General features: G+C 45.5%; 14 protein-coding genes. 9 read left to right on the top strand and 5 right to left on the bottom strand.

What is annotated here, in order from left to right; all coding sequences use genetic code 11:
- The first annotated feature begins 112 nt into the window (after nucleotides 1-112).
- Both MHN00_RS02735 and MHN00_RS02730 read left to right on the top strand, forming a co-directional pair.
- Nucleotides 113-484 carry a hypothetical protein gene (locus MHN00_RS02735; protein ID WP_014948251.1) on the top strand — a complete coding sequence of 124 codons (372 nt, stop codon included), beginning with the start codon at nucleotides 113-115 and terminating at the stop codon, nucleotides 482-484.
- Nucleotides 485-607: 123 nt separating this feature from the next.
- On the top strand, nucleotides 608-1153 hold the full coding sequence (locus MHN00_RS02730; protein WP_014948252.1) for a DUF3016 domain-containing protein: 546 nt from the start codon (nucleotides 608-610) through the stop codon (nucleotides 1151-1153).
- Between the two features lie 94 nt (nucleotides 1154-1247).
- On the opposite strand, the gene MHN00_RS02725 is transcribed toward MHN00_RS02730, so the two are convergent.
- Nucleotides 1248-3008: an acyl-CoA dehydrogenase family protein gene (locus MHN00_RS02725; RefSeq protein ID WP_239300171.1), complete on the bottom strand. Its 1761-nt coding sequence runs from the start codon at nucleotides 3006-3008 to the stop codon at nucleotides 1248-1250.
- A 347-nt stretch (nucleotides 3009-3355) separates the two neighbouring features.
- Here MHN00_RS02725 and MHN00_RS02720 point away from each other — a divergent pair, with 347 nt between their 5' ends.
- Both MHN00_RS02720 and MHN00_RS02715 read left to right on the top strand, forming a co-directional pair.
- Complete coding sequence (locus MHN00_RS02720) at nucleotides 3356-4147, top strand: SDR family oxidoreductase (protein ID WP_239300169.1); 792 nt, start codon at nucleotides 3356-3358, stop codon at nucleotides 4145-4147.
- 86 nt (nucleotides 4148-4233) lie between these two features.
- Nucleotides 4234-5109, top strand: coding sequence for an amidohydrolase family protein (locus MHN00_RS02715; RefSeq protein ID WP_239300167.1), 876 nt, complete (start codon nucleotides 4234-4236; stop codon nucleotides 5107-5109).
- Between the two features lie 70 nt (nucleotides 5110-5179).
- Here MHN00_RS02715 and MHN00_RS02710 read toward each other — a convergent pair whose 3' ends face one another.
- The 3 genes from MHN00_RS02710 to MHN00_RS02700 form a co-directional block, all read right to left on the bottom strand.
- On the bottom strand, nucleotides 5180-6364 hold the full coding sequence (locus MHN00_RS02710) for a mandelate racemase/muconate lactonizing enzyme family protein (RefSeq protein ID WP_014975676.1): 1185 nt from the start codon (nucleotides 6362-6364) through the stop codon (nucleotides 5180-5182).
- 55 nt (nucleotides 6365-6419) lie between these two features.
- Nucleotides 6420-7187 (bottom strand): class II aldolase/adducin family protein, encoded by a 768-nt coding sequence (locus tag MHN00_RS02705; protein ID WP_014948258.1) that lies wholly within the window; start codon nucleotides 7185-7187, stop codon nucleotides 6420-6422.
- 65 nt (nucleotides 7188-7252) lie between these two features.
- Nucleotides 7253-7798, bottom strand: coding sequence for an NUDIX domain-containing protein (locus MHN00_RS02700; protein WP_101563482.1), 546 nt, complete (start codon nucleotides 7796-7798; stop codon nucleotides 7253-7255).
- Between the two features lie 227 nt (nucleotides 7799-8025).
- Here MHN00_RS02700 and MHN00_RS02695 point away from each other — a divergent pair, with 227 nt between their 5' ends.
- The 5 genes from MHN00_RS02695 (at nucleotide 8026) to MHN00_RS02675 (ending at nucleotide 16130) form a co-directional block, all read left to right on the top strand.
- Complete coding sequence (locus MHN00_RS02695; protein WP_014975679.1) at nucleotides 8026-9075, top strand: efflux RND transporter periplasmic adaptor subunit; 1050 nt, start codon at nucleotides 8026-8028, stop codon at nucleotides 9073-9075.
- Nucleotides 9076-9089: 14 nt separating this feature from the next.
- Nucleotides 9090-12197, top strand: coding sequence for an efflux RND transporter permease subunit (locus MHN00_RS02690; protein ID WP_239300165.1), 3108 nt, complete (start codon nucleotides 9090-9092; stop codon nucleotides 12195-12197).
- Nucleotides 12198-12728: 531 nt separating this feature from the next.
- The gene (locus tag MHN00_RS02685; RefSeq protein WP_039224509.1) at nucleotides 12729-13133 is read left to right on the top strand and encodes a phosphate ABC transporter substrate-binding protein; all 405 of its coding nucleotides are present in this window, start codon (nucleotides 12729-12731) and stop codon (nucleotides 13131-13133) included.
- Nucleotides 13134-13167: 34 nt separating this feature from the next.
- Nucleotides 13168-14367, top strand: coding sequence for a topoisomerase IV (locus tag MHN00_RS02680; RefSeq protein WP_239300163.1), 1200 nt, complete (start codon nucleotides 13168-13170; stop codon nucleotides 14365-14367).
- A gap of 143 nt (nucleotides 14368-14510) precedes the next feature.
- A complete protein-coding gene (locus tag MHN00_RS02675; RefSeq protein ID WP_039224512.1) occupies nucleotides 14511-16130 on the top strand; it encodes a methyl-accepting chemotaxis protein in 1620 nt (539 codons plus the stop codon).
- 175 nt (nucleotides 16131-16305) lie between these two features.
- Here the strand turns inward: MHN00_RS02675 and rpoD are convergent, their stop codons facing one another.
- Nucleotides 16306-18138 carry an RNA polymerase sigma factor RpoD gene (gene rpoD / locus MHN00_RS02670; protein WP_014948265.1) on the bottom strand — a complete coding sequence of 611 codons (1833 nt, stop codon included), beginning with the start codon at nucleotides 18136-18138 and terminating at the stop codon, nucleotides 16306-16308.
- Between the last annotated feature and the right edge of the window lie 376 nt (nucleotides 18139-18514).

The raw sequence follows: 18514 nt of genomic DNA, 5'->3' as shown, positions 1-18514 counted from the left end.
TGAGCATTGTGAAAATGTAAATTGGCAAAGTGTAGTTGAGCACATAGTGAGAAAGGTGCTAAAAATTTGGCGCTATTTGTAGTAAACGTCTGTCAAAGTTAGCTGAGAAGTCATGTTAAGGTTCTTTATCATCGCTGCTGAAATTATTGTTTTGGTAATTGTGCTGCGGTCTCCTTTTGTTCAGTATCTCTTTGAAGATATCCAGAACTCGCTTTCTGAATGGCTAGTTTCAATTGCCACCTTACCGGAGCGAGAGGAACTGCGTAGTTTACAAGATAAAATTAATATCCAGCTGAGTCCCTTAAAGCCTTACCAGCAAACATATGTTCAGCAAATCACCGCTGATAGCGCAAGCGTTAAACGTTTTTATCACACCTATTGTGAAAAGGACGATATAAACCCCAACTTTACGGGAACTAAACGCGTTCAACTATGCCTAATCATTAAACAGTCGTCAGTTATGCAAGTAGCAAAGCGAGATTAGCCAATTTTAACAAGGTTGGTTAAATATAAAGCTGATATAAAAGCCGACAATTGCTGCATGCTAAGCTTTCTCTAAATGTCTTGCTAACTCATAGTTTAAACGACTGAATTTAGGAGCATAAAAGTGAATAAATTACGTACTTTTTCTTGTTTAAGCTGCGCCACAGCGGTGGGACTCCTTACCGTTTTTGCTCCCACTCAAGCCGCTGAGGTGAAGATAACGTGGGAAGAACCTGAGTCTTATAGCGATGTAAGACCAACCAATGAATCTCGTAAACGGTTCCGCGAACGAACGCTACAAGAGCTTGAAGAACACATTGTAGATTTGGCCAGTGATTTACCTGAGTCGCAAGTGCTGTCAATGACAGTAACAAATGTTGATTTAGCTGGCCAAGTTTGGCCAAGCCAGTTTGTCGGCTTCGGTAACGGCGCCGGTAGCGACGTCCGTATCATTAAGCGCGTTGATATTCCTAGAATGACATTTAGCTACTCGTTGGCTAATGCCGACGGTCAGGTCATTTTAAGTGGTGAAGATGTGAAACTTAAAGATATGGATTTTATGGAGTCGAATATTCGTCGCAATCGCACGGAATCGCTTTCTTATGAAAAAGCGATGCTTAACGATTGGTTTTCAGATACGTTTTCAACCCAAGTAGCAGCGAACGACTAATAGTTTCGTTCAAATCATAATAAAGAAGGTCACATATAGTGACCTTTTTTGCGTTCATAGCCCATATTTCACGGGCTATAGCAGAATAAGCTGCCTACAGATAATCAAACTCATTACCTGATATTGCAAGGGTGCTTTCAGGGCCAGCTTTATAAGCGGCTTTGTGCGCATCGCGACGTACTAAGATACGTTCCATGTAGAAGTCACGTGTCTTCATCTTAGACGCTGCAAGTACCGCATTACCTGATGCCTGCGCTTTGTCGGCCATGCTGTACCACAGTACACCAATCAATGAATAGGCGCTGTATGCCAAGTAATCACAAGCAGCAGCTGCAGCGGTGGTGGCATCCATACCTAAGCAATCGGCTGAAGATGCACGCCAGTCATCAAGAATTCCTTGAGCCAGACCCTTCGCCTCACTGTCTTGAATGTCGCTAACTAAAGCGTTAAACGCATTATAGGTCGCTTCCATCATTTGACCGCCATCTCGGGTAAGCTTACGACCAATAAGGTCTAGCGCCTGAATACCGTTGGTGCCTTCATATAACATAGCAATGCGCACGTCGCGCATAAGTTGTTCCATACCCCATTCACGAATAAAGCCGTGACCACCAAATACTTGTACACCTAGGCTGGTGGTCTCAAGGCCCATATCCGTCATAAAAGTTTTGCAGATTGGAGTTAAAAACTGAAGTATCTTGTCGGCATCTTCTTTTTCTTGACCTTCACCAAGCTTCTCAACGTCCATAAACTTGGCATAGAAAAGTGAAAGTGCACGGCAGCCTTCAATCAGTGATTTCTGCGTAAGTAACATACGCGCTACGTCAGGTTGAAAGACGATCGGGTCTGCTTTGCCTTCTGGATTTTGAATTCCCTGAGGTGCGCGAGACTGAACGCGTTCGCGGGCATAGGTCAGCGCGCCTTGGTAAGAGGCTTCTGCCGCCCCTAAACCTTGCAGACCTACTTGGAAGCGTGCATCGTTCATCATGGTGAACATACATGCTAGGCCTTGGTTTTCTTCACCTACAAGGTACCCCGTTGCACCGTCAAAATTCATCACGCAAGTCGGGCTCGCTTTGATCCCCATTTTGTGTTCGATGCTTCCTACTGACAAGCTGTTCGCCTCGCCAGGCTCATTGCTGGCATCTGGAAGGAACTTAGGCACTAAGAATAAGCTGATGCCTTTAACGCCTTTAGGGGCGTCAGGTAGACGAGCTAGAACAAGGTGAATAACGTTCGAACTCCAATCGTGATCACCTGCGGTAATAAAAATCTTATTACCGGTGACTTTATAGCTGCCGTCGCCTTGTGGCTCTGCTTTGGTACTAAGTAAGCTCAAATCTGTTCCTGCATGAGGTTCGGTCAGGTTCATGGTACCTGTCCACTCACCGCTGATTAGCTTAGCAAGGTAGATATCTTTTAATTCTCTACTGGCGTGTTTAGTAACCGCAAGTGTTGCACTTTCAGTAAGCATGGTGGTTAAACGCCAGCTTAAGTTCGCCGCGTTTAGCATTTCGTGAACAGGCACAGCCATGGTGTACGGCAAGTCTTGCCCGTCGTACTCGGCAGTACCTAGCATTGCATTCCAGCCGTTAGCAACATATTCCTGATAGGCATCAGCGAAGCCTTTAGGCGTGGTAATGCTGCCGTCTTTTAGCGTACAGCCTTCTTCATCGCCTTCACGGTTAAGAGGGGCAACCACATCCAAAGCAAACTTTGCACCCTGTGCAATAATTTCGTTGGCAAGTTCGCTATCAAAGTCGCTGATACCGAGCTTTTCGTAGTGAGCATCAAGTCCAAGCCAGTCTTTTAACAAGAACTGAAAATCAGTCGTAGGGGCGTGGTACAGAGGCATGGATGACTCCTTTTTCAAACAAGTGTTTTAATTTTGTCTATTATAGTCACAAAAAGCGTAGTCCGAATAGTCCGTTAAAGGAAAGTTAATAATAAATTTGGATGATGTGGGTAATGATCTATGCGGACTGATATGAGAGAAACACATAGGTTTACCAAGACTCGTGGACTTTAAATGTGCAGTAAAGGTCACACGGGCTCTGATGATGATGACTGACGCATTGATGTTAATATAGAAAAGTGAACTCAAGTGGTAAGCTCGCTTGCAATTCAAATTCTCACTGGCATGCTTAGCCTACATTGAAATAACCCGTTCACATACGCACAAGCAACACGGTACATAAAAACATGAATCCAGAAAGCGCGAAGAAAAACCTTAAACATAGCAGTGATGATGCGCAGATCCCAGTTTGCATTGTAACGGGGGGAAGCTTGGGTATCGGTTTTGCGGTATGCAAGCTGTTTAGTCAAAACGGTTATCAAGTCATTAATTTAGATATCAGAGACTTTGAGCAAGCGTTACCTAATGCTATCTGGAAGCCGTGTGATGTAAGTGTTGTGCGTAATATTGAAGCCTCGGTGAATGAGGTTATTAGTTCTTATCAACGCATAGACGCATTGGTATGTAATGCCGGTATACATGTTTCAGCAACCATTGAAGACACTGATGAAGCGCTGCTTGATAAGGTACTAAACTTGAACGTAAAAGGGGCGTATGGCGCGATTAAGTCTTGCCTGCCAACCATGAAGGAGCAGGGCAGCGGCGCGATTGTGGTGATGGGTTCAGATCAGTCCTTTATTGGAAAGCGCAATTCGTTCGCCTACGGTGTCAGCAAAGGTGCGTTGGCGTCTATGGCGAAAACCACCGCGCTTGACTACGCACCCTATAATATCCGCGTTAACGCGGTATGCCCGGGTACCATCGAAACCCCTCTATTTCATAACGCCATTGATAATTATGTGGCACGTTCTGGGGCAGATAAAAATGAAGTGGTAGCTGAAGAAGCCGCTGCACAACCTATTGGACGTTTGGGCCAGCCCGAAGACGTAGCTGAATTGACTTATTTCCTATGCAGCAACAAAGCGTCGTTCATCACGGGTAGCTTGTATGCGGTGGATGGGGGCTACACAGCACAATAGAAAGAGCACAATAGATAGGGCTGAACAGAAAAGCAACGCGAAATGCCTTATCAGCAATAGCATAAACCAAGGTTTTATAAACAAAGATGAGCAAGCCTTCAATCACTTGGATAGACCCTCATATTCACTTCTTTGCCTTAAACGAAGGGCACTATGGTTGGCTGAAACCAGCCAATGCCCCCTTTTGGCCAGATAAAAAAGCGATTGCAAAACATACTACAGAGCACATGCTCTATTGCGCGTCGTTAGGGCAGTTAGGCGGTTTTGTTCACATTGAAGCGGGTTACGATAACGAAAGACCCTGGCGTGAAATTGCGTTCTTGGAGCGTCATTGTACGCTGCCATTCCGTTCGGTTGGGTGTATCGATTTAACAGGAAATAATGTCGGTAGTCATATCGATAAGCTAAAGCGATACCACTCAATACGTGGGCTTCGTCACATATTAGATGACGATGCTAAAGCACTTTTACGCACCCCTAAGGTTAAATGGGGACTTCATCATATGGCGTCGCAAGGCTTGTCTTTTGAAGCGCAGTTAAATCTTGCAGATAGCAATGCTGTGCATGCGCTGCTAACGGTACTAGAACAAACACCCTCGCTAAAAGTGGCTATAAATCATGCCGCAATAGCGCCGATTGATGTAAATAGCTTTGCGTTTAAAACATGGCGGCAGAGTATTCGCGACTTGAATGAAACGCAGCAAGTTGTGTTTAAGTTCTCAGGATTAGAAATGCAAGATCGCCGTTGGCTGTGGCAGCGTGCGTCTTATATTTTTGAAGCCTTGCTGGACACCGTTGGCACAGATCACATGATGTTTGCCAGCAACTTCCCGCTGTGTCAGTGGCGAATGCCGTATGCCGCGCTTTGGCATGGGTTCATTGATATGACAACGCCGCTTTCTGTAACTCAAAAAGCGGCGCTGCTGTACGAAAATGCGAAGCGATGGTACGACATCGCATAAAGCTAGCTTACTTAAGCTGCTGAACTAGCCTAGGGTTTATTGCCTTCAATAAACCCGTTGGATTTCAGCTTTATTTAAGCGCAGTTACCGTCATGTGCGGCGAGCGATAAACCACCTCATCGTTTAGATCGATACCAATTCCCGGTGTGTCAGGCGCTTCAATGAAGCCGTTTACTGGCTGAGGATCTTGAATGCAAAGTTCACGGTTCCAGTCTTTAATAGCGTAGGTATGGTGCTCGTGAATTAAGAAGTTTGGAATGGCCGTTTCTAGATGCAGGCTTGCCGCTGTCGCTACAGGGCCTCCGCAAACGTGAGCCTGAATACGTACATCGTAAATGTCGGCATAGTCACACACCTTTTTCGCTTCGGTGAAACCACCACAAAGGCCAACGTCAGGCTGAAGTACATCAATAGATTGGTCTTCAAGGTAAGGGCGTACATCCCAGCGGTGGTACAAGCGTTCACCGCCCGCAATAGGCACATTCACGTTCTTCGCTACTTTGTCGTGAAGCTTCGAGTTAAGGTAATTCACTGGCTCTTCGTAATATAGACAGCCAATTTCTTCAACGATGTCACCCAGCTGGATAGCCGTTGATGCACCTAATAAGCTGTGACATTCAAAGATGATGTCGCCATCTTCGCCCATTGTGTCTCTAATCGCCTGAAGACGGGCTTTGAAAAGTTTGAGCTCGGGCTTAGTAAATAGTTTGGTCCTGTCGAAATGGGTGTTGCCGTCTTTATCGTAAACGATGGGGTCAACTTTAACCGCATCGTAACCATCTTTAAGTGCTTTTTCAGTGGCGCGAGCATAGTCAGCGGGGTCGTTAAGCTTGGTTACTTCTTTGTCCCAATCAAACTGTAGCTGGCTGGCGTAGCTACGGAGCTTGCCATTAGTTTTGCCACCCAGTAATTCGTAAACCGGCAAGCCAAGCGCTTTGCCTTTAATGTCCCAAAGTGCAGTATCAATAGCGCTCATCGCAGCATAAATAACCGGGCCGCCGCCTAATCCCCAAAAGCCTTCGCGCAGCATTCTCGACCACAGCAGTTCAGTGTGAAAAGGATTAAAGCCAATCAGCATGGCTTCGGCAATTTCTTTAATCATGTGTGCAGCGGCGCTGTGACCCCAATCATAAGCCAGTCCTGCTTCGCCCACACCGGTAATACCTTCGTCGGTGTAAACGCGAACGAAAACCGGGTTCCACTGAGGGCGCTTAGGGCATTCGATATCAAAAATTTCTACTTTGGTGACTTTCATAATGTATAAACAATTCCTGTTTGAAATAAGTTGGCGTTTAGCTGGCTAAGCTAAATTATTCGCAGAAGCCCGGGTCTAGTTTGTAAGCTTTGCGAAGCATGGCAGGCCATGCTTTTTGGCCGCCTGTTTCGCCGCTGTGAACCACATTAGCCTGTGCGTATATGCCATCAATAATGCTTTGCGGTATCTCGATAACCTCTTCATTAGACTGCATCAGGGCAAGCTGAATTTCGCACGCACGCTGCAAATCATAAAAGCGCATAAAGGCGTCACCAACGGTGGGGCCAAGGGTTAGACCGCCGTGATTAGGCAAAAGCATGTGATTAGTGTCGCCAAGATCGTCCTGCAAACGTTTCTTTTCACTATCATCAACGGCTAAACCTTCGTAGCTGTGATAAGAAAGTGAAGGTAGCGAAAACATTGAATACTGGCTCCAGGGCTTGAGCCCGCCTTTGACAGATGCGACTGAGATTGTGGCTAGTGTATGCAGGTGAATAACGCATTGGGCATCGTGGCGCACTTCGTGGATAGCACTGTGAATGGTGAAGCCAGCGGGGTTTATGCCGTAAGGTGTATCGTCAAGGATGTTACCCTCTAAATCGACCTTAACCAGGTTAGAGGCGGTAACCTCGTCAAACGTCAGGCCAAAGGCGTTAACCAAGTAATGATCAGTGCCCGGTACCTTAGCTGAGATATGCGTGTAAATAAGGTCGCCCCATCGCATATCTGCCACTAACCGATAACATGCTGCTAAATCGACACGAGTTTGCCATTCTTGTTCAGATACTTTGCCTTTAAGGCTTAAGGTTGGCAGTGAAAACAAGCCACTTCTCCTATTCTTTTCATGGTGACAATTTACCAATACCCGCAACAATGAACAATGCTTTGTCAGTGCTGCGTTATATCGAATTGGGTGTAGCCATCGCGCAAGGGAATAAGATCGTCAGCGAAACGCATTGCGTCGTGGTCAAGGGTAAAGGGGTCGGCTTTTACGAGTTTTTTTATCTCTAATTTGGCCCAAGGAGGCGCATCGAAGGCGTCTGGAAGGGTCTCAATACCAGCATCTAAATCACAACCAAATATAGCCAGTCCATTAGATGTGGTGGATAAATATTGGGTAACTTCAACATTGAACCCAGTTTCTTCCCACGTTTCTCTGTGTGCAGTACAGGCGACCGATTCATTTTCAAGCACCCCTCCACCAGGAAAATCCAATTTACCTGAAAGACGGTGTTCTACTAACAGTACCTTATTATTTGTTTTGACTAGGCACGCGGCAGCAATCAAAGGGGCTGGACTGTTTTCTCCAACTTGGTTTTGTTGAGATAAAAGCCTATCGGAAACGCGACAAACCGGCGCGTTGGGTGAAGACTGTGAACATGCGAAAAGCGTTAAAACAGCGAATATAGCTGATAAGCGAAATAAGATGACCATCGATTTGGGTAAAATACTCTAGAAGCTGTTTGTGATTGTTTTAAAAATAATCAATATTAAAAGACAGACTCTACGCAAAAATAACACAACTAACAATAATAACGCAGTACACAATCTTAACGTATAGCGGCGCTTGCGAAGAATCGTAAGTGGATTTTGTGTACTTGAGTATCCTAAACGTTTTGAAAAATACGTGATGGGATACTTTTTTACCTATAGGAAAGGTTATGTCTTCACGATTATCTTTATCGCCTTTGTTGCTTGGCGTAGTACTACTTGCAGGTGTTGTAGTGTATTTGAATATGCCCGAAGAAGAGAGCGCGAGTAATAGTAGCGTGCGGGCGACGCCGGTAAAAACAGCCTTAGTATCATCACAGGCATTCCCCATTACTATTGAGTCATTAGGTACTGCTACCGCCAACGAGTCGGTGAATATTACCGCACAAGTCACCGATACCGTAAAAACGATTAATTTTGAAGACGGCGATAAAGCCACCGAAGGCGAGTTACTGGTTCAGCTAAACAATACGGAAGAACGCGCCAGGGTAGAGGAACTTAAGGCGAATATTGATGAGGCCAAACGCCAGTTCACGCGAATTTCTGACTTGCGTCAGTCAAACGCTACCTCTGAACAACTTCTTGACGAGCAGCAAGCACGGGTTAAAGCCTTACAAGCTCAGCTAGATATTGCGCTAGCTCAGCTAAATGACTTGCAGATACGCGCGCCATTTAGCGGACTATTAGGTAATCGCGAAATCAGTATCGGCTCTTTGGTGCAACCTGGTGACACTATCACTACTTTAGATGACATCAGTCTAATTAAGGTCGATTTCAGTATCGCTGAAAACCATCTAGCAAGCGTGGCTAAAGGGCAGGCATTAAGTGCATCCTCGGTGGCTTACCCCGGAGAAGAGTTTACAGGGAAAATCTCTAACATTGACACGCGACTCGACCCGATTAGCCGCTCTATTCGGGTACGTGCGACGATAGACAACCAAGATAATCGTCTACGCCCAGGTATGCTGCTTACCGTAATTGTTGAAAAGCGCGTGCTGAATACTTTGGTATTGCCGGAAAAGGCGCTGGTTCCCGTTCAAGACAAGCAGTATGTGTATGTCGTTAAAGATAACGTTGCGCATCAAACCGAAGTGGTAATTGGTGAGCGTCGTCCCGGGCTGGTGCAAATTGTTAGTGGGTTAAACGAAGGCGATGAGGTCATTACCGAAGGCACGCTTCGGGTACGCGACCAATCTCCGGTTAATGTATTAAACCGCTAAGGGAGCATATCGTCATGTTATTGTCAGACGTTTCTGTAAAGCGCCCTGTTTTCGCAACGGTTATCAATTTACTGCTGATCATTTTCGGTATTGTCGCTTTTACCATGTTGAGTTTGCGTGAATACCCTGATATCGACCCACCGATTGTCTCGGTGAGTACGACCTATACAGGGGCATCGGCTAATATTGTTGAGACTCGGATCACCCAGCTATTGGAAGATAGAATATCGGGTATTGAGGGGATAAAAAACGTTACCTCGACCTCTCGTAATGGTCGTTCAGACATTACCATTGAATTTAAGCTCTCTCGTGACATTGATGCTGCCGCGAATGACGTGCGCGAGCGAGTAAGTCGCGCACTCAATAACTTGCCTGACCAAGCTGATCCTCCAGAGGTGTCTAAAGCAAATTCCGATGAAAGTGCCGTGGTATGGTACAACTTGCGAAGCACAAACCTAAATACCATGGAGCTAACTGACTACGCCGAGCGCGTATTAGTGGATAGGCTTTCAATTGTCGATGGTGTCGCCCGAGTTCAAATTGGGGGAGGCAGGCGCTATGCCATGAAAGTGTTCTTAGACCGCAATGCAATGGCGGCAAGAGGTATTACGGTAAACGATGTAGAGCAAGTCATTCGCGCCGAGAATGTGGAATTGCCGGCAGGGGAAGTGGAAAGTACTGACCGTAACTTTGAAGTACGGGTTGCGCGAACCTTTCTTACGCCTGACGACTTTGCCGCGCTGACAGTTGCGATAGGCGACAACGGCTATCTTGTGCGGCTTGGCGAAATAGCCCATGTTGAATTAACCGCAGAAGATGACGAAACCGAGTTTCGTGGTGATGGCGTCAATATGATTGGACTCGGTATTATTAAGCAGTCCAAAGCCAACACCTTAGACGTTGCCCGTGCAGCGAAAGCGCAAATTGAAAGAATAGAAGCCACCCTTCCTGATAATATTTTTATTGTACCCAGCTATGATTCTTCGGTATTTATTGAGGCGTCGATTGATGAAGTATATGAGACTTTAGGTATAGCGATGCTAATGGTGGTGATCGTTATTTACCTTTTCCTAGGTAATATTCGCGCCACATTGATTCCGGCAGTTACCGTACCCGTTTCTATTATTGCCGCTTTTATCGTGATGTATGCACTGGGGTTTTCGATCAACCTTCTTACCCTGCTTGCTATGGTGCTAGCCATCGGTTTGGTGGTGGATGACGCCATAGTTGTGCTTGAGAACATCTACCGACGCATAGAAATGGGCGAACCACCTATTTTGGCCGCCTACCGCGGCGCTAAAGAAGTTGGGTTTGCGGTAATTGCAACAACGCTGGTGCTTATCTCTGTGTTTGTACCGTTGGTTTTCCTTGAGGGCAACATTGGAAGGCTATTTACGGAGTTCGCATTGGCCATAGCTGCTGCGGTAGCGTTTTCAAGCTTTACCGCACTTACGTTGTCGCCCATGATGGCGTCGAAAATTCTTAAAAAAAGAACGCGGTCGTCTGGCTTTGGAAGTTGGATGGACAAGCAGTTCTCTAAACTTGAGAACGGCTACTTCAATACGCTAAGTAAAACGTTGCATCAGCCCATTCTGATGCTGCTTATGCTTGCTATTGCTATCGTTGCATTGGTACAGCTTTCTGAAAAAGTGCCTAGCGAGTTCGTTCCCAAAGAAGACAGAGGCAATTTCTTCATTTTGATGAACGCGCAGGAAGGGGCTAGTTTCGAAAGTAACGCAAAGAATCTCGAAAAGATTGAAAGTATCTTAATGCCTTACCGCGAGAGTGGGAAAATCAATCGCCTTTTGGTTAGAACACCTGGTTTCGGCGGTAATGCGGGTATCGCAATTGTGGGGTCTGCAGACTGGGATGAGCGAGATTTCAGTACATTTTCGCTCATGGATGAAATCAGCGCCAAACTTAACAGCGTGCCTGACGTTCGTGCTTTTGCCATCATGCGCAGCGGGATTTCTGGAGGAGGCCTCGGCCGTCCTGTTCAGTTCGTCTTACAAGGCGATACCTACGAAAATCTGGTTGAATGGCGAGACATTGTTCTACAAAAGGCAGCGCAGAACCCAAGGCTCATTCGACTAGACTCCGATTATAAAGAAACCTCACCACAGCTATTGGTGAATATTAACCGCGACAGGGCCGCTGATCTTGGGGTATCAATTAGTGATATTGGCGGCACACTGGAAGTGATGCTGGGTCAGCGTAGGGTGTCAACATTCCTTGATAGGGGCGAAGAATACGATGTCATCATGGAAGGTATAGAGGAAGATTTTCGAAGCCCTAACAGCATAGAAAATTTGTACGTGCGCTCATCTCGCACTGGCGAGCTCATTCCCATGGACAATTTACTCACGTTTGAAGAGCAAGCCACGTCAGCACAGTTAAACCGCTACAACAGAATGCGTGCTGTCACTATTTCTGCCAACTTGGCGGACGGTTATACGCTAGGGCAGGCACTTGAATATTTAGAAAACATTGTAAGTACAGAGCTGCCTGACAATGTATCAATAGATTACAAAGGCGAGTCACAGCTGTATCAGGAAGCGGGTAATTCATTTGTATATGTATTTATGCTGGCACTCGCTGTCACTTACTTAATATTGGCTGCGCAATTTGAAAGCTGGGTGCACCCGTTAGTCATCATGCTGACCGTGCCGTTGGCGCTTGTTGGAGCCTATATCGGGCTATTCTTTAGCGATATGACGATCAATATATACAGTCAAATTGGTTTGGTTATGCTAATTGGACTTGCCGCAAAAAACGGTATTCTTATTGTCGAGTTTGCAAACCAACTACGGGATGCCGGTATGGAGTTTGAATATGCGCTTAAACGCGCAGCCGCGCAGCGCCTACGTCCTATCGTAATGACGGGCTTCACTACGGTATTTAGCTCCTTACCACTTGTACTCGCGTCTGGACCAGGAGCAGAAAGCAGAATGGTTATAGGCATGGTCATTTTCTCTGGTGTTCTCGTTTCTGCCTTCATGACACTTTATGTTGTTCCCACCGCTTATAGTTGGCTGGCAAGAGACACCGGTTCTCCACTTCAACGAACAATGGAGATAGAGAAGCTGGAGCAGTCGATCCCTTATAAAAAAGGCGAATCGTAACCATTAGCGGGGTACAAGCCCCGCTTATCCTTTATTTTCTTCAATACACGCTCAACAAGGGCTGATTCAAAAATATACAGGAAGGGGCTGTAAGGATTATCTTTTACGTATGTTTTTACATACGTAAATATCAGCGCTTATCACTAAGCGTTTTGTGGTGAACTCCCTTAACCTACTGAATAAGATAAAATAATTTGCTTTTTTTTGTTCTCATCATAAATTCTTATTTGTAGTCATAATGCATAAAGGTATGTATTAGACATTTGTATAGTTGCTTAACTTACAACTTCATCTACACTTCGCGCCAAAATCAAACGCTTGTATAAGTCATTAATTTTTAAACGCTAAAATTTTCACGCTCAAATTGGCGAATATGGCAATTGTGACCAATACTTACCCCGTTGTATGAGTATGAGCACACACGCACATGTTTGTCTCAAGCCGTTTAAAAGCTCCACTTTCCGTGCAAACGGGTTAGCAAGAAAGTTAAAAGCGAAGAGCAAGCATTCAACAGACTCTAGAGGACATATCATGAAGAAATGGATACTTGCAGCAGGATTGTGCTGTAACGTAGCTTTTGCCGATGTAGCAGTTATTGTTCATCCAAGTAACGCTGACACCCTCGATAAAGATAGTATTAGCCGTTTATTTCTAAATAAAGCAAAGGCGTTTCCAAGCGGTACGCAAGCCGAGCCAGTTGCGTTAGCTGAAGGCCAATCTGCCACTGATGAATTTAACGGCAAGGTATTAAACAAAACCGCAGCACAATTAACTGCGTTTTGGTCAAAACTAGTATTTACCGGTAAAGGTCAACCACCAAAAGCTCTGGGTAGCGATGCAGAAGTTGTATCTGCAGTAGCAGGAAACCCTGGCGCAATTGGTTACGTCGACGCTGGCGCTGTTAACGACAGCGTACGAGTAGTCGCTACCTTTTAACTGACCGTTTATACAAAGAATTTAAGGAACACGCATGAAAACCAAACTTGCTATCTTATCTATGGCTGGCCTGTTAGCTACTCCGGCACTGGCTGATATTCAAATCAACGGCTTTGCAAACCTTATTGGTGGTATGACACTAGACGATGACGAGTCAGTGTACGGTTACGACAGCGACTTTAACTTCGACCCTGCAAGTGTATTTGGCCTTCAGGTTCGTGGTGATGTTAGCGATAAGCTCTCTGCGACCGCCCAGCTGGTTGGCCGTGGTAGTGAAGATTACGACGCCGATTTTGAATGGGCGTACATGACCTATATGTTGAACAACAACTTCAATATCAGTGCAGGCCGTCTTCGTATGCCTTTATTTAAGTACTCTGCGTCATTAGATATCGGTTACTCGTATCACTGGCTAACACCACCAGATGCTGTATACGGCATTGACTTCAACAACATTGACGGTGTTCGTGTTGACTACATGAACTACTCAGGAGACTGGGAATATGGTGCGCAGTTTACCGTTGGTCGTGTTGAGGCTGATACCACCATTTCAGGAACGCCTGCTGCGTTAGAGTTGGAAAACGTGGTCGCTGTTTCATTTGAAGCAACACGTGATTGGTTCAGTGCGCGCACTTTGCTAGCACGTGGTAAAACAAGTGCTGCGAACGCTGACTTTGACACATTTGTTGGTGGTTTAAATCAATATGGTGCCTTTATTCCTGCGGCGTCTTTAGCCGCTGAAGGCCTGAGTGTTAACGAAGATACAGGTACCTTCTTTGAAGTGGCTGTTGATATCGATAAGTACGATTGGTTTGTGGGTGCAGAATTTACCCAAACAGAAGTTGATGGCTCTGTTATTGCCGATAATAAAGCATGGTACGTTACGGCGGGTATGCGCTTTGGCAAGTTTACACCACATATTACTTACGAAGTTGAAGAAGCGGATAATGGTACTCAGCTAGGTTTAATTGCTGCATTGCCTGCTACGATTGCGACAGGTGATGCAGTGGTTGATGCTACGTGGAACGGCGCAAATGGCTCGCCGGGTATTTACCAAACTGCGGCAGGTATTGCTGCTCAACAGGAGCTAGATGTATCGGCAGTTACTGTTGGTCTTCGTTACGACGTTGAGCCAGGTTTTGCACTTAAAACTGACGTAACTTGGTATTCAGATGATCTAAACGATCTAAATGATGCAACACTGCTCAAAGTAGGCGTAAACTATACGTTCTAACTACTCGTTATGGCCTTGCATTTTGGTGCGAGGCCATAATTTCATTAAAGATTTTAGCTATTGGGTAGATAAATTAGTTATGATGTTTTTTCAGGTAAAACTGAAACGTAGTTAAGCAATTATAAAAAACAGTGGGATAGCTGATGAACTTTCTAAAAAAAATGCCAATTGCGACAAAGATTTTCCTCATACCGGGGATCGCAGCGCTAAGTTTTATTATTTACTTGCTTATCACTGTCTATACCGCACTCAATAATGGTGCAACGCTAGAAAAAGTTCAGAAAGTTCAATTTCCTGCCCTTCAACTATCAGCATCGACTTTAGTTGATATGCAAAAGGTTCGCGATACCCTTGCGAGCGCAGTGACCACTGGTGATCAAGACACCCTTACTATGGCGCAAGAGCTCGCCGAAGAAGCAAAAAGCGGCTTAAACCAAATTGCTTCTATTAGCCCTGAGTTTCGTAGTGAAATTTCCCGCATCTCCTCAGGCTTTGATAATTATTTCGATGTTGCCTACGACGTATCACAGTCTATGGTCAACGGCACTGCCGACTTCAGTCGTTTAGGCGAACTCTCAGCCCAAATGAATCAGTCATACGATGGTGCCATCGCTGCGATGTCTCAATTTCGTGATGCTCAACAGGCGGCATTTGAAGAAGCATTTAAAAACACAGACAGTGCCAATACCTCGTTAATTAGCACAGGCGTCATTTTAGCCGTGGTTGTGACTATATTGCTGTTTGGAACAGCGGTACCTATTGTTCGCGGCATTAAGCAAAGTATTGATGACGTGGTTCGCTCCCTTAAAGATATTGCTCAAGAAAACGGTGACCTAACGGTTCGCATAGAAACCAAAAGCGAAGATGAAATTGGCGAGTTGGTGTATTGGTTCAACCAATTCATGGACAAACTGCAAGGCGTAGTGCGTGATGTGGTAGAAGCGAGTTTACCGCTATCAAACCTAGCGCAGAACTTACGCGGTGTAACGGAAGAAACCCAGCGCACCATTGATGTACAGCAAAAGTCTGCAACCAATGCTAAGCGTGCGGTAGATACGATGAGTGGCTCTGTTGACGGTGTTGCACATAGCGCAGCGCAGGCGGCAAGCGACGCTAACGAAGCAACAACAGCGGCCAGTGAAGGACGTCAAATCGTACAGCAAACCGTTACCAGTATTCAACAGCTTGCTGAGAACGTACGCGAAACCGCTGACGTTATAGCTCGTTTAGAGTCTGATTCTAATAAAGTTGGCTCGGTGCTGGATGTGATCAAAGGTATTGCAGAGCAGACCAACCTGTTAGCACTAAATGCCGCCATTGAAGCCGCAAGAGCAGGTGAGCAGGGTAGAGGCTTTGCGGTAGTCGCAGATGAAGTGAGAACGCTAGCATCGCGCACACAGCAGTCTACGGAAGAAATTCAAAGTACTATTGAACAGCTTCAAAATGCTGCTCACTCAGCGGTAGAGGTAATGTCTCGTGGTACTGAACAAGCAACTAGCAGTGTAGAGACGGCTAATAAAGCGGGAAGCAGTCTAGAAACCATTACCAGTACTATTGGGCGCATCAATCAAATGAACGAGCAAATTGCGCACAATACCGAAGACCAGCGCACTGTAGCGGTTGACATAGTTCGTCACGTTGATGAAATTCATGAGCGTACCGAGCAAACGGCGAGCCGTTCAGGTGAATTAGGCAGCATGTGTAATGAGCTTGCTGACCTGGCGCAGCACCTTGAGTCAATTGCGAAGCAATTCAGAGTGTAACACGCACTAGTTTGTCAAAAGCTATTAAGAGCCTCCGAAAGGAGGCTTTTTTGTGGGCGTAATAAACATAAACAACAAGTCGTGCCGCGCAAGTTAACGGGGTATTGAATAAAACGAAGGCATAAAAAAATCCCCAGCCAAGGCTGAGGATTTTTAATCAAAGTAATGCTTTTTTCTATTCGTCTAAGAAGCTACGTAGCTGCTCAGAACGGCTAGGGTGGCGAAGTTTGCGAAGTGCTTTCGCTTCAATCTGACGAATACGCTCACGGGTTACGTCAAACTGCTTGCCTACTTCTTCAAGCGTGTGGTCAGTATTCATGTCGATACCGAAACGCATGCGAAGTACCTTTGCTTCACGGGCTGTTAGGCCTGCTAATACTTCCTGCGTTGCATCTTTCAAGCTACCGCCAGTTGCTGAGTCGAGGGGCTGAATAATCGTGCTGTCCTCGATAAAGTCGCCAAGATGTGAATCTTCATCGTCACCGATGGGCGTTTCCATCGAGATTGGCTCTTTAGCAATTTTAAGTACCTTACGAATTTTGTCTTCAGGCATCAACATGCGCTCTGACAACTCTTCAGGAGTAGGCTCACGACCCATTTCCTGAAGCATTTGACGAGAGATACGGTTAAGCTTGTTGATCGTCTCAATCATGTGAACAGGGATACGGATAGTACGCGCCTGGTCAGCAATAGAGCGAGTAATCGCCTGACGAATCCACCACGTTGCATAAGTTGAGAACTTATAACCACGACGGTATTCGAACTTATCCACCGCCTTCATTAGACCAATGTTACCTTCTTGAATAAGGTCTAGGAATTGAAGACCACGGTTGGTGTACTTCTTAGCAATTGAGATAACAAGACGTAAGTTAGCTTCAACCATTTCTTTCTTCGCGCGGCGTGCTTTCGCTTCACCGATTGACATGCGACGGTTGATGTCTTTGATATCTGCGATCACCAAGCCAGTTTCCTGTTCAACTTGGTTCATCTTGCTAATACAGCGCTCAATTTCTTCCTGATTTACAGCAAGATCAGCGGCGTATGGTGCACCTGATTTAACTGCTTCATGTAACCATGCATTAGACGTTTCGTTGCCCGCAAATGCTTTGATGAAGTCTTTCTTCGGCATTTTTGCGTTAACCACGCAGAACTTCATTACTAGACGCTCTTGAATACGCACTTTGTCCATCATCTCACGCATGTTCTTAACCATACGATCGAACTGTTTTGGAACTAGGCGGAATTCTTTGAAAACATCGCTTAATGCATTGATTTGCGTGCGAGAGTCAGCATGAGCACGGCCTTTCTTCTCGATAACTTCACGAGTTTTAAGGTATTGCTCACGAAGCTCAGTGAAACGCTCACGGGCTAACTCTGGGTCAACACCGCTATCGTCTTCGTCGCTATCGTCATCATCTTCATCGTCGTCTTCATCATCTAACTCTTCTTCAGATAATTCAGAACCAACGTGAGTAGCCGTTGGAGCAAGGTCTTGCTCATCGTTAGGATCAACAAAGCCAGAGATGATGTCGCTCAAGCGAATTTCTTCTGCTTCGTAAAGATCCCACTGGTCTAATAGATAAGTGATAGCTTCTGGGTATTCAGCAACTGAACATTGTACCTGGTTGATACCATCTTCAATTCGTTTAGCGATTTCAATTTCGCCTTCACGAGTAAGAAGTTCAACCGTACCCATTTCACGCATATACATGCGAACTGGGTCAGTCGTACGGCCAATTTCACTTTCTACAGTAGCTAGTGCCTGAGCTGCCGCTTCTGCAGCATCTTCATCAGCATTCGCTTCTTGCATGAGAAGTTCATCTGCATCAGGAGCTGATTCAGAAACTTGAATTCCCATGTCGTTAATCATGCGGATTATGTCTTCGATTTGATCAGAATCGACAATATCTTGCGGCAGGTGGTCGTTTACTTCTGCAAAGGTTAAGTAACCTTGCTCTTTACCTTTTGCAATCAGGAGTTTAATCTGAGACTGCTTGCTTTGCGCCATATAACCTACACTTCTCACATTCAATTAGTTTGCAATAGAAAAGACAACATACGTCTAGGTATGTTCCCCGTTCTGCTGTAGTACTGCTTTTGTATCAAGGCCGTTAATGCTCGATGCCACGCTGGTCTAAACCATTATGTTGCGATGCACATCTGCTCGGGTTCGGATCTGCCCGTTATGTTCGGCTATATCTTTGCTACTCGTGCTGCTGTATTTTTGTTCACTTTATAGTGAATGAGACACGTTTATCTGTGCCCACAGCGAATTAGCCAGTATAGCAGAATAAACGGTGGTTTTACCAGATTGATGGCCGATTTTTTAGCCAGTGTTTTTAAGCTATAAAACAGCGCATACTTACAGCGCGTATTCCAGACAG

Origin of the sequence: Alteromonas sp. Cnat2-8 (assembly GCF_022348355.1) — a bacterium.
GTDB classification, from domain to species: domain Bacteria; phylum Pseudomonadota; class Gammaproteobacteria; order Enterobacterales; family Alteromonadaceae; genus Alteromonas; species Alteromonas macleodii.
This window is presented reverse-complemented; position numbering and strand designations above follow the sequence as displayed.

What these genes read in the sequence shown, in the direction of transcription:
- MHN00_RS02710 (WP_014975676.1), bottom strand. Translation starts at nt 6,364, where the DNA reads ATGAAAGTCACCAAAGTAGAAATTTTTGATATCGAATGCCCTAAGCGC.
- MHN00_RS02720 (WP_239300169.1), top strand. Translation starts at nt 3,356, where the DNA reads ATGAATCCAGAAAGCGCGAAGAAAAACCTTAAACATAGCAGTGATGAT.
- MHN00_RS02715 (WP_239300167.1), top strand. Translation starts at nt 4,234, where the DNA reads ATGAGCAAGCCTTCAATCACTTGGATAGACCCTCATATTCACTTCTTT.
- MHN00_RS02675 (WP_039224512.1), top strand. Translation starts at nt 14,511, where the DNA reads ATGAACTTTCTAAAAAAAATGCCAATTGCGACAAAGATTTTCCTCATA.
- MHN00_RS02685 (WP_039224509.1), top strand. Translation starts at nt 12,729, where the DNA reads ATGAAGAAATGGATACTTGCAGCAGGATTGTGCTGTAACGTAGCTTTT.
- MHN00_RS02695 (WP_014975679.1), top strand. Translation starts at nt 8,026, where the DNA reads ATGTCTTCACGATTATCTTTATCGCCTTTGTTGCTTGGCGTAGTACTA.
- MHN00_RS02690 (WP_239300165.1), top strand. Translation starts at nt 9,090, where the DNA reads ATGTTATTGTCAGACGTTTCTGTAAAGCGCCCTGTTTTCGCAACGGTT.
- MHN00_RS02680 (WP_239300163.1), top strand. Translation starts at nt 13,168, where the DNA reads ATGAAAACCAAACTTGCTATCTTATCTATGGCTGGCCTGTTAGCTACT.
- MHN00_RS02735 (WP_014948251.1), top strand. Translation starts at nt 113, where the DNA reads ATGTTAAGGTTCTTTATCATCGCTGCTGAAATTATTGTTTTGGTAATT.
- MHN00_RS02725 (WP_239300171.1), bottom strand. Translation starts at nt 3,008, where the DNA reads ATGCCTCTGTACCACGCCCCTACGACTGATTTTCAGTTCTTGTTAAAA.
- rpoD (WP_014948265.1), bottom strand. Translation starts at nt 18,138, where the DNA reads ATGGCGCAAAGCAAGCAGTCTCAGATTAAACTCCTGATTGCAAAAGGT.
- MHN00_RS02700 (WP_101563482.1), bottom strand. Translation starts at nt 7,798, where the DNA reads ATGGTCATCTTATTTCGCTTATCAGCTATATTCGCTGTTTTAACGCTT.